15 protein-coding genes are annotated in these 13,378 nt (G+C 48.0%); 5 read left to right on the forward strand and 10 right to left on the reverse strand.

Going from position 1 to position 13,378, the window contains the following annotated elements:
• Nucleotide 1 precedes the first annotated feature (1 nt).
• On the forward strand, nucleotides 2–349 hold the full coding sequence (locus BMW71_RS07475; protein WP_092171595.1) for a hypothetical protein: 348 nt from the start codon (nucleotides 2–4) through the stop codon (nucleotides 347–349).
• On the forward strand, nucleotides 333–1,112 hold the full coding sequence (locus tag BMW71_RS07480) for a phosphoglycerol geranylgeranyltransferase (RefSeq protein ID WP_092171598.1): 780 nt from the start codon (nucleotides 333–335) through the stop codon (nucleotides 1,110–1,112). Before BMW71_RS07475 ends, BMW71_RS07480 begins: the two co-directional genes overlap by 17 nt.
• Here BMW71_RS07480 and BMW71_RS07485 read toward each other — a convergent pair.
• From BMW71_RS07485 to panC, 5 genes are all read right to left on the reverse strand, one after another.
• A complete protein-coding gene (locus tag BMW71_RS07485; RefSeq protein WP_092171600.1) occupies nucleotides 1,095–2,024 on the reverse strand; it encodes a helix-turn-helix domain-containing protein in 930 nt (309 codons plus the stop codon). The genes BMW71_RS07480 and BMW71_RS07485 overlap by 18 nt on opposite strands.
• Nucleotides 2,025–2,746: 722 nt before the next feature.
• Entirely contained in the window at nucleotides 2,747–3,439 is a 693-nt protein-coding gene (locus tag BMW71_RS07490; RefSeq protein ID WP_092171603.1) for a zinc metallopeptidase, read from the reverse strand.
• Nucleotides 3,440–3,463: 24 nt separating this feature from the next.
• Nucleotides 3,464–4,474, reverse strand: coding sequence for a lysylphosphatidylglycerol synthase transmembrane domain-containing protein (locus BMW71_RS07495; protein ID WP_092171605.1), 1,011 nt, complete (start codon nucleotides 4,472–4,474; stop codon nucleotides 3,464–3,466).
• The gene (panD, locus tag BMW71_RS07500; protein ID WP_092171607.1) at nucleotides 4,471–4,818 is read right to left on the reverse strand and encodes an aspartate 1-decarboxylase; all 348 of its coding nucleotides are present in this window, start codon (nucleotides 4,816–4,818) and stop codon (nucleotides 4,471–4,473) included. Before panD ends, BMW71_RS07495 begins: the two co-directional genes overlap by 4 nt.
• 8 nt (nucleotides 4,819–4,826) lie before the next feature.
• Entirely contained in the window at nucleotides 4,827–5,684 is an 858-nt protein-coding gene (panC, locus tag BMW71_RS07505; RefSeq protein ID WP_092171609.1) for a pantoate--beta-alanine ligase, read from the reverse strand.
• A 128-nt stretch (nucleotides 5,685–5,812) separates the two neighbouring features.
• Here panC and BMW71_RS07510 point away from each other — a divergent pair, with 128 nt between their 5' ends.
• Complete coding sequence (locus BMW71_RS07510) at nucleotides 5,813–6,625, forward strand: glycogen/starch synthase (protein ID WP_092171612.1); 813 nt, start codon at nucleotides 5,813–5,815, stop codon at nucleotides 6,623–6,625.
• Between the two features lie 73 nt (nucleotides 6,626–6,698).
• Nucleotides 6,699–7,967, forward strand: a complete 1,269-nt coding sequence (locus BMW71_RS07515) for a DUF4270 family protein (RefSeq protein ID WP_244891111.1) — start codon at nucleotides 6,699–6,701, stop codon at nucleotides 7,965–7,967.
• Between the two features lie 16 nt (nucleotides 7,968–7,983).
• Here the strand turns inward: BMW71_RS07515 and prmA are convergent, their stop codons facing one another.
• Both prmA and tpiA read right to left on the reverse strand, forming a co-directional pair.
• Complete coding sequence (gene prmA, locus BMW71_RS07520; protein ID WP_092171615.1) at nucleotides 7,984–8,820, reverse strand: 50S ribosomal protein L11 methyltransferase; 837 nt, start codon at nucleotides 8,818–8,820, stop codon at nucleotides 7,984–7,986.
• An 83-nt stretch (nucleotides 8,821–8,903) separates the two neighbouring features.
• The gene (gene tpiA, locus BMW71_RS07525) at nucleotides 8,904–9,665 is read right to left on the reverse strand and encodes a triose-phosphate isomerase (RefSeq protein ID WP_092171617.1); all 762 of its coding nucleotides are present in this window, start codon (nucleotides 9,663–9,665) and stop codon (nucleotides 8,904–8,906) included.
• A gap of 73 nt (nucleotides 9,666–9,738) precedes the next feature.
• Between tpiA and BMW71_RS07530 the strand changes: the two genes are divergently transcribed.
• Entirely contained in the window at nucleotides 9,739–10,254 is a 516-nt protein-coding gene (locus BMW71_RS07530) for a regulatory protein RecX (protein ID WP_092171620.1), read from the forward strand.
• Here BMW71_RS07530 and BMW71_RS07535 read toward each other — a convergent pair.
• From BMW71_RS07535 to uvrB, 3 genes are read right to left on the reverse strand one after another with little or no spacing between them, the layout of a single operon-like run.
• Nucleotides 10,235–10,879 (reverse strand): AlbA family DNA-binding domain-containing protein, encoded by a 645-nt coding sequence (locus BMW71_RS07535; RefSeq protein ID WP_092171623.1) that lies wholly within the window; start codon nucleotides 10,877–10,879, stop codon nucleotides 10,235–10,237. The genes BMW71_RS07530 and BMW71_RS07535 overlap by 20 nt on opposite strands.
• Nucleotides 10,880–10,884: 5 nt before the next feature.
• The gene (locus BMW71_RS07540) at nucleotides 10,885–11,325 is read right to left on the reverse strand and encodes a hypothetical protein (RefSeq protein WP_092171625.1); all 441 of its coding nucleotides are present in this window, start codon (nucleotides 11,323–11,325) and stop codon (nucleotides 10,885–10,887) included.
• The gene (uvrB, locus tag BMW71_RS07545; protein WP_092171628.1) at nucleotides 11,322–13,361 is read right to left on the reverse strand and encodes an excinuclease ABC subunit UvrB; all 2,040 of its coding nucleotides are present in this window, start codon (nucleotides 13,359–13,361) and stop codon (nucleotides 11,322–11,324) included. Before uvrB ends, BMW71_RS07540 begins: the two co-directional genes overlap by 4 nt.
• Nucleotides 13,362–13,378 lie beyond the last annotated feature (17 nt).

The raw sequence follows: 13,378 nt of genomic DNA on the forward strand, positions 1-13,378 counted from the left end.
GATGGACCAGGAATTAAAACGGCAGGCAGAAGAATTGGAACAGACCCTTCAAAAGCAGATGGAGCTTTTCAAAGAGGATTCCCAGGTATACTTGAAGGTGGGGGGGATCGCCTTATTGGGCGGGCTTCTGGCGGTAGGCTCCATGCGCCTGCTATCGGGCAAAAGCAACAAGGAAGCTAAAAATGATAAGCAAGGAAAAAAGAAGGGGAAAAAGAAAAAGGGCTATTCCTTTTTTCGTACCATTCGTAACCGATTGCTGTGGATGGCCTTCGAATATGGCAAAGCCCGACTCGTGGAAAAGTTGGTAGCAAATGTGGCGAAAGCGGAGACGGATGAATCGAACGACTAAGCTGAAAGAATTGCTTTATCGCAATAGCCGGGAAGGTAGAAAAAGTCTTGCCTTGCTGATCGACCCGGAAAAGACGAAAGGGCAGCAGGCCTGGCAAGAATTGGCCGATCGTTGCGTCGATTTTCCACTCGATTATTTTTTTGTTGGGGGTAGTTTGGTCAATCCGGAAGACTTTTTGACCTCCATCCGTGAACTTAAACGAATTTCCCAAAACCGAATCCCCGTAGTCCTATTTCCCGGCAGCGTCATGCAGGTTTCCAGAGAAGCCGATGCTATCTTGTTTTTATCGCTAATCTCTGGGAGAAATTCGGAGTGGCTGATCGGGCAGCAAGTATTGGCCGCTCCTACCCTCGCCGAATCCGATTTGGAAATTCTGTCCACCGGGTATATGTTGGTCAATGGAGAGCGATCCACCAGCGTGGAATACATCAGCCAAACGATTCCGCTTCCCCGGGATAAACCGGATTTGGCAGTAGCCACTGCGCTGGCCGGAAAGTTTCTCGGGATGTCGTTGTTTTACCTGGATGCCGGTAGCGGAGCACAACTTCCGGTTCCGGAGCAGATGATTCGGGCGGTGCGTACAGCAGTAGGGAGTCCGCTTATTGTTGGAGGGGGTATTGATTCGGTTTTCCGGGCGAAGCAGGCCTGGGATGCGGGCGCGGATTTGGTAGTTATCGGAAACGGGGCAGAAAAAAACCCCGGCCTGATAGCCGAGGTATATCAATTTTTGCAGTGTTACAATGCCTCATTGAACGTTAATTAAGGACTCTCTTCGGCGCATTTTGCCAGCAGGTAGCCCATACATCATTTTAAATCTGCGGCAGAAATAGGCGGTATCTTTGTAGCCCACTTCTTTCCCGATGTCCCGGATGCTTTTCTTGGTGGTTCGAAGCAATTCGACTGCTGCCTCCATGCGTTGGTATTCGATGTAATCCTGGGGGTTGATTCCGGTAAGCATTTTGAAGTACTGTCCCACATAGTCCTCGGATACGTTGGCAACTTTCGCCAGGACTTTGTTCGACAAATCACCACCGATGTTCTTTTTGATGTAATTGAACATGTCGATGAGTCGCGGATCTTTAAAATAAGTGCTGTTGGTGGAAAGTTCTTCCACGAAAAGCCTGTTTTTCAAAATATGTCGCACCAATTCTACGACCAAAAGCTCGGTGTACAGTTTGATGACACGTTCCTTACCGGGCGTGCTTTGTTCGGATTCCTTCACAACATCCTCCAGAATTGAGGCTATTCGGTCATTAAAGCGAATAACGAATGCAGGTATCCCGAGCGAGTTAAAGAAATTTACCACATCAAAGACTTTGGCTTCAAAAGTAATGGAGGTGATGCAATCGTCCTCCAGGTTTTTAATGTCTTTGAAGCTAATGGTCTGCAGGTATTTTTTCTTATTTTCCAGAAAGGTTTCGTTTGTAGTTTCGTTTCGTTTGGTCACGGTGCCAAACGAAACCCTGGTAGATCTTCCGGCCGGTATAAAAAGTATTTCTCCCTCATTTACAGATTCTTGCTCGTCCCCAAAATTGAGCGAACCCCTGTGTAGAAGGATCGCTGTGTTTTCAGAATCTGTATAGTCGGTGATGGTTACGGGCCGCTCTATTTTGAAGTTGTTTCCTTTAACGTACCTCACCCCAACCGACTCAATCACCTTATTGTAATATTCCATGATCAGTGCCTTTAGGTTTATTTTTGTAAAAGTATATTTTTTTTCTGATTTGTTAGGACAATTATAGATAAAAAATTAGAATAAACTAAATTCCGATATGAAAATTAATATATATTTTTAAATATCCACAGCTTATACAATTAGCTTAAACGTTTGCTGGATATAACTATTTTTTGAATTTTATCCGTTCTTCCATGGGTAGGTTTACAGCTAGCTTGGTGCTTTGGTCCGAACACCGATTCCTGCCCTACCAATCGCCACTGGGCGGTTAGGCGGAGGAGATATTGCAAGGTGTACTACCCAACCGACCTGCCGGGGTAGGTCGGCACAAATCTCAGGTTTTACGGGTTATTTCGGGCCAATGCAGCTGGAGAAAAGGGTAAAATGGGGGCCCTTCGCCCTATCCCCAACCCCAAAGCCAGGAGATCTGTCCATGATTAAGCCAGGGAAAGGAAAGGTTGGAAAACGGAAGCAAGCGGAAACGAAAGGGCCGCTATGCTAAAGAAGACCTTCCGTCTTGGCTACAAAAAGCACAGACACATGCACCCAACTGACGTTGTTCTGCCTGGTAACGTCCTCCCGATTTGGGGGTCTTGGCAGGTTAAAACCAGCCCCGCAGCAAGAATGCCCCATCGGGAAAACGACGCGAAATTTTTAAGAGGGAATAAAAAAAGGGGCAACTAATGCCCCTTTGTGCGCTCAAGGATTTTGTGATCATCTGATTAGTCTCTGTTTCCAAAGAAGATGAAGAAATAATAAGCCAATGTGGCCAAAGAGGCAAGCGCAGCGACCACATAGGTCATGGCTGCCCATTTCAATGCGTCTTTTGACATACCATACTCTTGGGGCGTCACGATGTTTCGCTCCTGTACCCAGGCTAGTGCCCGCCTGCTGGCGTCAAACTCTACCGGAAGTGTGACCACACTGAACAAGGTTAGTACACTGTATGCCCCCACAATGACGACACCTACTGCCTCGTAGGGAAGCCCAAGCAAGGCTATACCTCCAAAAAGGGAAGCGATCAAGACAAAATTTAGTATTTTACCACTTACATTTTGGATAGGAACCAGCGTCGAACGCAACTGTAGCCAGGCGTAAGACTGCGCGTGTTGGACGGCGTGGCCGCATTCGTGTGCAGCCACGGCTGTCGCCGCTGCATTCCTGCCATAATACACATCCGGGCTCAGGTTTACCGTTTTATCCATCGGGTTGTAATGGTCGGATAACTGACCTTCTACACAATTTACCCGTACATGGTGGATATTATGATCGGCGAGCATTAACTCTGCGATCTCTTTGCCGGAGAGATTGGCTCGTAGAGAAGTCTGCGAATACTTCCTGAATTTACTTTTGAGTCTGTTGCTGACAACATACCCCAAAATTCCGAAAACCACTACAATTAATATAATTCCCATTGCTATAGTTGATTGTTATTTTTGCTAATTAACGTTTTCCTTTTGCTGAAGGTTGCTTTTTTTCATGATCAGAAAATAGAGCAATCCTATGCCTCCCAGAACCAGGATGGTTAGCATCTGCGAGGCATGCACCACCATCGCAAAAATCTTGCCCTGCTCTTCTGCGATCCCGTAAAACAACAGGATAAACGCAACCAGGGCGTGGAAGGTGCCGATACCTCCCTGTACGGGTGCTACCATGCCTATGCTTCCCATAACGAGCACCATCAATACCGAACCAGCTGATAATGAGCTAGTAGCTGGCATGGCGCGCGCAATCCAATACATCATAAAAAAATAAATAATCCATATCAGCAAAGAAACTGCCCAGAACGCCCATTGGTTTTTCATTTGCACCACGGTTTCGAGACCACTGACAAATTGGCGGGAAATCTGCCGGATTTTCCCCATCCACTGCCGATTTTTCAGGTTTCTGTAGGCAACGTACAGCAGAAAGACCAGTCCGGTTGCCAGCACGAGGCCCAGAATAAAGTAACGTTGAACGAATTGATTCAGGGCAGGCAGGGAAACCAGCATCTCGAATATTTCCGAAAAGATCGCCCCCTGAGAAACCAGGGCCAATGCAACCAGGAGAAGCATAAATGCCATGTCAATGGTTCGCTCGAGTACCACGGTTCCCAACAGTTTCGCAGTAGGAACGGGATACACACGGTTTACAGCACCGCATCGAGCCAGCTCTCCAGCCCTTGGAATCAGTAAGTTGATTAGGTAGCCCACCATGAGCGCCCAAAATACGGGAGCGGTGGTAATCGAAAAGTTTTCTTTGGTCGCAATCAAGAGCTTCCAACGCCAAGCCCGAAGGAGGTAGCCGACTATTCCGATCGATACCGAAGCGGTCAGCCAAAATAGCCTGGTGTCTTTGAGCGCCGTAACAATGGCGTCTTTCTCGATATCCTTGTAAAGAAAGTAGAGAATACCTACGGCTACTAGCAAGGATAGTCCTACCTGAAATCCCCTTTTCAACGATTTGCTCAAATCAGCCGGTTTTGTTCATCAGGAAAAATAACGATCGGTTTGAATGCCTTGGCTTCTTCTACATCCATGCTGGCATAGGAGATGATGATGATTACGTCTCCTACCTGCGCTTTTCGGGCCGCAGGGCCATTCAGGCAGACCTGTCCGCTGCCCCGTTCTCCCGTGATCACGTAGGTTTCGAGGCGTTCTCCATTGTTGATATTGACAATCTGTACTTTCTCGTTGGGAATGATATTGGCAGCATCCATCAGGTCCTCGTCGATGGTAATGCTTCCCACATAATGGAGCTCCGCCTGCGTGATTTTAACCCGGTGGATTTTTGACTTTAATAGTTGGATGTGCATGACAATGGTTAATTCTGCTCCTCGCCGATGACAATGTTGTCAATTAATCGGATCTTTTCAATAAACGCGGCAATACATAAGGCGTAGGGTACTCCTGACATGGGCCTGGAAATAAGTGAGAAACGGTTTAGTTCCACCATTTCCAGGTACTCTGGCTCGATGGAAGCAGGTCGTAGCTTCTGATTAATGGCCTGTTTTTTTATGGATAACCAATCGCCGCCCTTCAATAGTTCATCCTGGCAAAAAAGTAAGGTTTGGTGCAACAGGGATGCGGTATCTCCTCCCTCTTTCGAAAGGCGGCGGTTGCGGGAGGAAAGGGCCAGCCCGTTTGCTTCCCGTACCGTCGGGACGGTAACCACCCTGGTATCGAAGGAAAGGTCCCGGACCAGCCGCCGTATTACCGTGACCTGTTGCAGGTCCTTTTGTCCAAAAAACGCGTCATCCGGCTGAATGATGTGAAGCAGCTTGGATACGACGATACCTACGCCGTTGAAGTGTCCGGGTCGGAATTGTCCTTCCAAAATCTGCTCCATGGGACCGAAATCAAATTCGGTAATGACGGCTTCCGGGTACATTTCGCGTTCATCCGGAATAAAAACAACATCCACGGCTTCACGGGCGAGCAACTCCAGGTCTTGGACTACATCACGGGGGTAATTTTCCAGGTCTTCCGGACTGTTGAATTGAATGGGGTTGACAAACAAGGAGACAACTGTCGTGTCGGTGCTGTTTTTCGATTGGCGGATCAGTTCCACATGGCCCTGGTGAAGTGCGCCCATGGTAGGGACCAGCCCGACGGATTTGCCCCGTCTCCGTTCCTCTTTCAAATAATGCCTTACGGCAGGTATGGTCTCAAATTTTTCCAAGTGCTTCGTTGGGATGGTTTAGGAAAATAGGTGCAAAAGTATATTATTCTGAAGAAAAACAATGGGAATTCCTGTATTTTTTTGTAAATTTGTAGTCCCGTTATATCCCTTAACAAAACACACAAGTTATGTCTAAACTTCGTATCCTTTACGTAGCAAGCGAAATCAATCCCTTTCTCCAGACCTCAGAAGTAGCCAATTTTGTTCGGGCGCTGCCTCAGGCCATGCAGGAGAAAGGAATGGAAATCCGGATTTTAGTACCCAGGTTTGGATTAATTAACGAGAGAAAGAATAGATTGCATGAGGTAGTTCGGCTTTCCGGAATCAACATTTCTGTAGGGGAGGAAGAAAAGCCCCTTATAATCAAGGTGGCTTCTATCCCAAACGCAAAGCTTCAAGTTTATTTCATTGACAACGAAGACTATTTTCAACGAAAAAGCGTTTTCTTTGATAAGCAGGACAAGTTCTACGAGGACAATGACGAAAGGGCGATTTTCTTCTGCAAAGGTGTGCTGGAAACCGTCAAGAAATTGGGATGGGCCCCGGACGTGGTGCATTGCAACGATTGGATGACTAGCTTGATACCCTTGTACCTGAAAACCACGTATAAGAACGAGCCCCTGTTTAAAGAAACAAAATCCGTGTTTGCCATTTATAATAACGGATTTAGTCATAAATTTGGGGACGATTTATTTGAAAAAATTAAGATGGTGGATATCGACGATCAGTTGCTCGCTCCATTGAAATCCAAAGATTACGAAGGATTTCTGAAATTGGGCATGGAGTATGCAGACGTTGTAGTTAAGGGTGAGGATATTTCCGAAAGCCTTACCGCCATGATACAGGAATCATCAAAAGACAAGCAGTTTGAAATTAATAGTGAAGAAGAAGACCAGCTTTTTGAAAGTTATTACAACATCTACACGGACCTGGCTGGCTAACGTCCCTGTATTTTTGTTTGCCGTTCTTAGTTTCGCAAGTGCTTGTTCCGACCCATCCGAGATCGGGTTGGTCTTGGACCCAGGTTCAAACCAGATAGGGGTATTCTACGAAGAGATACCCCTATCTTCGTATATGGTGCTTGCCGATTCCTTCAATACTACAAGCGAGGGAAGGCTTTTGGTCGGAGGTGATCAGAGCGACTACTTCGGTTCGACCCAAGCCATTGGGTACAGCCGACTTTCCTTTAACCCAACCGGTGTCCCCCCCCAGGAAGATGCGATATTTGATTCGGCAGTGTTCACAATGAATGTGATCAACGTTATAGGAGAAGATTTTGATGAGGAAAAATCCTTCCGGGTACATCGGCTCACCGAACCCATTTTGGATACCGCCTATTACAATTTCAACCACCTCGCCTTTGACGAGGAGGAAGTGATTGCTTCCGGCTCGTTCCTGCTTCAGCCAGACACGGTAAACCAGCTGCGGATGGATGTCGCGCCCGAGCTTTCGTCGGAGTTTTTTGAAAAACTCACCACGAATGATCCGGCTTTCGACGATATTTTTGCATTTCGGGAGTACTTTCCAGGAATAGCGGTTACCGGTGATCCGGAGCAAAACGCCTCGCTTTCCGTAGGTGTGGGAAGCGGGACGGGATTCATCCTGTATTATCATTACGAGGGCGATACGGTGTCGTTGACCTACCCCATCAATACCATCCAATCCAGGCATTTTAATGGAATCATCAGCGACCGCCAAAATACGCCCATTGCGGATATTCAGGAAAGGGGAGTTGCCTACGATGTGCCGGGACCCCTGCTAGGCGGAAAATCCGGCCTGGGATTGATGGTGAAGTTAGACATGAACCCCCTGCATGAGTTTTTGGACACCCTGGAAAACATCACCTTTAACCAGATCATGCTCGAAGTAGGTCCCGTTGAAGAATATCCCGAATTCATGCGGCCTTTCAGTACGTTTGTCATGTATTTTGCCACCGAAAACAATACGATTTACCGGAGGTTTGACGGAGCAGAAGTAGCGGTGCAAGCAGAAGGACAGGGGCACACGGGCCTGGATGCGGAAGGTAACGTGGTCCCCACCACCAATAACCAAACCGGATTGGCTTTCAATACGGAAAACAGAAGTTACGCCAACCAGGTTACTTCCTATGTGAATGCCCTGTACCGCTCGGGTCTGGTACGCACGGATCTATTTTTGTACCCAAATACGCCCAGTACAGAGCGGGGACCGGTAAACTTCGATTCATTCAAACGGTCGCTTCGGGAATACCGGGTAAACAAGGATGCGATCAAACTAAAAGTGTATTACACCCGGGTGCGGTAATGTGCTGAAATTCCCCTCACCGGATTTTGGTAAACAGCAGTGCCGCCCATTGGCTACGGGTCTTTTGACCAGCTGGATGGAGTCCGTGTTTGCCGGCTTCAGAACGTATTTCATCCCCGTCCTCTGCATAAAACCCACTCAGTAGTAGGCTTCCCCCGACCGATAGCTTCCCTGCGTAGGTACGCATCTCTTCGAGTAGTACGTTTTTATTGATGTTGGCCAGGATTAGGTCGTAGGTTCCGGTAGGGTTTACCGATTGGATGGTGCCGGTCTGCATGCGCAGTTCGGAGAACCCGTTTAGGTCAAAGTTTTCGTTGCCATTTTCTACGCTCCACTCGTCGATATCAAAAGCGACGATTTCCGCTGCGCCCCGCTTTTTTGCCATAATTGCTAAAATACCTGTTCCTGAGCCTGCATCGACGACATTTTTACCAGCTAAGTCCAGTTCGAGGAGCCATTCTAACATCAGATAGGTAGTCGCATGGTGTCCGGTACCGAAGGACATTTTGGGAGTGATGATGATCTCGTGATCGAAATCGGCTGCCCTTCCTGGGTGAAAAGTGGCTCTGACGTAGACCTTATCTTGTAATTCAATTGGATCGTAATTTTTCTCCCAGGCTTCGTTCCAGTTGGTCTTGGGAAGGGTACTTTCCTGCACGATTAGTCCGGCAGCCACGCGGTACCGTAGGAGCAACGCTTCCCACAGTGCTGCATCCAGTGTATCGGGTAAAATGCAGGCTTCAAAACCCGTTTCCGTTTCCAAAAAGGAGTCAAAACCAATGCCAGCCATTTCGGCAATCAAAATATCGGTATATTCCGGAGCACAGCTGATTTTAAAGGCCAGGTATTCCACGTCAAAGCGGGTTAGTTGAGGTATCGTATAAAAAATAACCCGGGCAGGTACCGGCCCGGGTTCCGGATGCAGTCGCTAGCGAATCAGAATGATTTCACGATGTCGACGAAATCCCTGGATTTAAGCGAAGCACCGCCAATCAATCCTCCATCCACATCTGGCTTGGAGAAGATCTCTTTGGCATTGTCGGGCTTGCAGCTTCCTCCGTATAGAATGGAAATCTCATGGGCGACCGTTTCCCCGTATTTTCCGGCAAGGTGGTTTCGAATCGCTGCGTGCATTTCCTGTGCCTGATCGGAGGAGGCCGTCTTGCCCGTACCTATCGCCCAGATGGGTTCGTAAGCGATGACAATTTTTTTGAGTTCTTCTTCTGTAAAGCCAAAAAGACTGGCAGTGAGTTGGTCTTTCACATAGGCCTCGTGTGATCCGGATTCCCTAATTTCCAGGGGTTCGCCGCAGCAGAAAATAGGGTGCAGTCCATTGCTCAACGCTTGTTTGGTTTTTTCCGTCAATAACTCATTGGTTTCGTTGAAATATTCCCTGCGTTCGCTGTGACCGATAATGACATAGCTCGCACCGAAAGAAGCCAGCATGGCTGCGGAGATTTCGCCGGTATATGCTCCCGAGGCTTTGTCCGAACAATTTTGTCCCCCCAGAAACAGCTGATCCACACCAGCTAGCAATCTACCGACCGCCTGAAGGTGCACATAAGGCGGGTTCAGTACGACAGTCACCCCGGCGGTTGGTTCATCCTTGATCATATGTACAATCTCTGAAGTAAGTTTTTGCCCTTCCTCCAGCAGACAATTCATTTTCCAGTTACCTGCTACAATTTTTTTTCGCATGATATATTAGTTAAGATTTATATATTTGGTCAGGATTATCCCGTTGATAAACCAAAGTCTAAAATTACGTAAAATGTCAATTCCAGAAAAAGAAAATTCGGTTTCCGGCACAAAAAAGAAAGTGGGGTTTGCGCAAGCGCAAAAAAAAATTTCCTCTTTTTGTGCCTATCAGGAGCGCTGCCAGATGGAAGTGAGAAACAGGTTGGAGGAATGGGGGCTGGTACCTGCCGACGCCGACACGATTATTTCCAAATTGCTGGAGCAGGACTTCCTCAACGAGCAGCGATTTGCGGATAGTTTCGTCAGGGGCAAGTTTGGATTGAAAAAGTGGGGCAAGGTACGCATACGACAGGAATTAAAAATGCGGGAATTACCCAATTCGCTGATTCAGGAAGCGCTGGATGCCATTGACGGAGCGGATTACCAGGAAACGCTGCGCTTTTTGGCAGATAGAAAATGGAAGTTGACCCGAGAGCCCGATGCTTATAAAAAAAAGGCGAAGGTCACCCGTTTTCTCGTATTCAGGGGATTCGAACCTGATCTCATTCGCGAGGAGATCGAGTCCCTGGCTAATGAAAGGGATATTTAGGAACAAAACGATCCTCCGATTCTCTGGGGACTACTTCGATTACGTTGGCCAATACCAGCTTCACCAGTGTCCGAGAGGCAATGTAAATGGGGATTTTGGCCAGTTCCATGTATTCCTTTAGGGTGATGTGGGGGCGTGAGGCGAGGGCCTTCATCAGAAGTTCCTCTTTTTTACCGTATTTAAAAACGATGTCTTCCTGTCGTTGCTTTCGTTTCATGATTTCCCACATTTCCCGGCTGGCCTGTATGCTTTTATCCGCCACCCGCACATAGGCTTTTTTTCGCTTGTTTTCCCAAATAAAATGAGGGGCAGCTTTGCTTTTTTTGATTTCGTATACCGCCAGCCCTTTTTTTGGACCGAGGGAGATCACGTGCTTTCTGAGCGGAATGGCGGGGGAAATCAACTCGGCGATGGCCTTGTCCATCGCGTATACTTCTTCCTCGATGTAGCGTTGCCCGCTTAGGGTGCCGTCGTCATCCACTCCAATCAGCAAATGGCCTCCTTCGGTATTGGCCAGGGCCACGATTTCTTTGACGATTTTTTCCGGGTGGGCTGCTTTTTTCTTAAACTCTACGTGCAGACCTTCTCCTTTTTGTGCGATTTTCCCAATATCCCGAAGTGTCATCTCCTTTAATTTATTAGTACGGCAATGGCTAGTCGAGCCCCCAATGCGCTTCCCTGTACGTAATAGTCCGCCATGGTCTCCAGACGGGTCCGGTAAGTAAGGTTATAGGTATACCCCAGGCCAATACCCAGGTCGGCTTGGTTGCCCACCAAGGCACGGGCCCGAAGGAAGACCGGTTCAAGTGGGTACCAGCGGATTCCTGCCGTGATATGATTCGGTTGGTTGAGGTTGTATTCGTACCCGCCAGAAAAGGACAATTGATGCAGGTAAAAATAATTTACTTCCGCACCAAATTGGGCCCGCTCCAGGACCTGATCCAAATCAGATCGAATTAAATCCAATCCACCGCTGATCAAAAAGCTCCCCGCGGCCTGCTGGGCCTGCAACGTGCCCGTACCCAGGTGTACCGTGAGCAGGAAAACCAGTATTGTACCTATTTTTTTCATTCTGCTCCTCCGTTTAGGGTTTCCAGCCGCTTTTGCAATCCCAACCACTCGTCTCGGAGGCGTGCTGCCTCCATGAAATTGAGTTCTTTTGCGGCGGCTTCCATTCGTTTCTGGGTTTGCTTGATGAGTTTTTCCAGCTTTTCCCTGCTTAAATATTGAATAACCGGATCCGCTGCCACGTCTACGTCTTCGGGATTGTTTTCTACATAGACTTTCGCATTTCGCTTGCTATCGGCGACCTTCGTTTGGCCCATGATGCGCTCCCGGGATTTGATGACCGTGGTCGGCGTGATTCCATGGGCTTCGTTGTATTCTTTCTGCTTTGCCCGCCTTCGGTTCGTTTCGTCCATGGCTGATTGCATGCTCTCTGTGACCTTATCTGCGTACATGATCACCCGGCCTTCCGAATTCCTGGCTGCCCGCCCGATCGTTTGTACCAGACTCCGTTCGTTTCGTAAAAAACCTTCTTTGTCCGCATCCAGAATGGCTACCAGCGCAACTTCCGGCAAATCCAACCCTTCCCGCAACAGGTTTACTCCCACGAGTACGTCAAAAACACCCAGACGGAGCTCCCGAAGTATTTCCACCCGATCCAGCGGTTTTACCTCCGAGTGGATGTACCGGGATTTCACCCCGATTTTAGCCAGGTATTTATCAAGTTCCTCCGCCATTCGTTTGGTAAGCGTGGTTACCAAAACCCGAAAACCCTTCCGAATCGTTTGATCAATTTCTTCCAACAGATCGTCGATTTGGTTTCCACTGGGCCGAACGTCGATTTCCGGATCCAAAAGCCCGGTGGGCCGGATGATTTGTTCCACCACCACTCCCTCGGATTTGGTCAATTCGTAATCGGCAGGGGTGGCGCTAACGTAAATCACCTGGTTGGTTAGGGATTCAAATTCATCGAATTTCAAAGGCCGGTTGTCCAGGGCGGAGGGCAGCCGAAAACCAAAATCGACCAGGTTAATTTTTCTGGAGCGATCCCCTCCCCACATGGCGCGTACCTGGGGTAGCGTGACGTGACTCTCATCGATTACCATCAAAAAATCATCCGGAAAATAATCCAACAAACAGAAGGGTCGGGTTCCGGGCTGACGACGGTCAAAGTACCGGGAGTAGTTTTCTACCCCCGAGCAATACCCGAGCTCCCGGATCATTTCCAGGTCAAATTCGGTCCGCTCTTTCAGGCGTTTTGCTTCCATGAGTTTCCGGTCTTGCTCAAAAAACCCAACCTGAGCAACCAGGTCGTCCTGTATTTCGTGAATCGCCGTCTCGATGACATCTCTTCCTGTTACGAATAGATTTGCTGGGAAGATCGTGATGATTTTTTCGTCCGAGAGTTTTTTCCCGCTTTCCGGGTCTACCCGCTGTATGGCCTCGATTTCATCCCCCCAAAAGAATATGCGGTAAGCAAAATCGCCGTATGCTACAAATATATCCACCGTATCCCCCTTTACCCGAAAAGTACCCCGGGTAAACTCCCCGGTAGTACGACTGTAAAGTACCTCCACCAGTTTGAAAAGAAATTGGTTTCGGGGGATCCGGTCTCCTTCCTGGAGTTTGATCACGTTTTTGCCAAACTCCTCGGGGTTTCCGATGCCATAAATGCAGGAAACAGAGGCCACTACGATTACGTCTCTTCTGCCCGAAAGAAGGGCTGAAGTTGCAGAAAGCCGTAATTTTTCGATCTCTTCGTTGATGGAGAGGTCCTTTTCTATATAGGTGCCGCTGGTAGGGATAAAAGCTTCGGGTTGGTAGTAATCGTAATAGCTAATGAAATACTCTACGGCGTTGTTTGGGAAAAACTGTTTGAATTCACCGTAAAGCTGCGCCGCCAGCGTTTTGTTATGGCTCAACACCAGGGTCGGTTTTTGGACCGCCTGTATGACGTTGGCAATTGTAAAGGTTTTTCCGGAACCTGTTACACCTAAAAGTACCTGCGCGGGCTCGCCTTCATTCACCCCTCTGACCAGGTTTTTGATGGCATTTGGTTGATCTCCGGTAGGTTGATAATCGGAAATTATATTAAAATCCATATAATTTTAATTTATTT

The organism is Cyclobacterium xiamenense (assembly GCF_900109255.1).
Lineage (GTDB): Bacteria > Bacteroidota > Bacteroidia > Cytophagales > Cyclobacteriaceae > Cyclobacterium > Cyclobacterium xiamenense.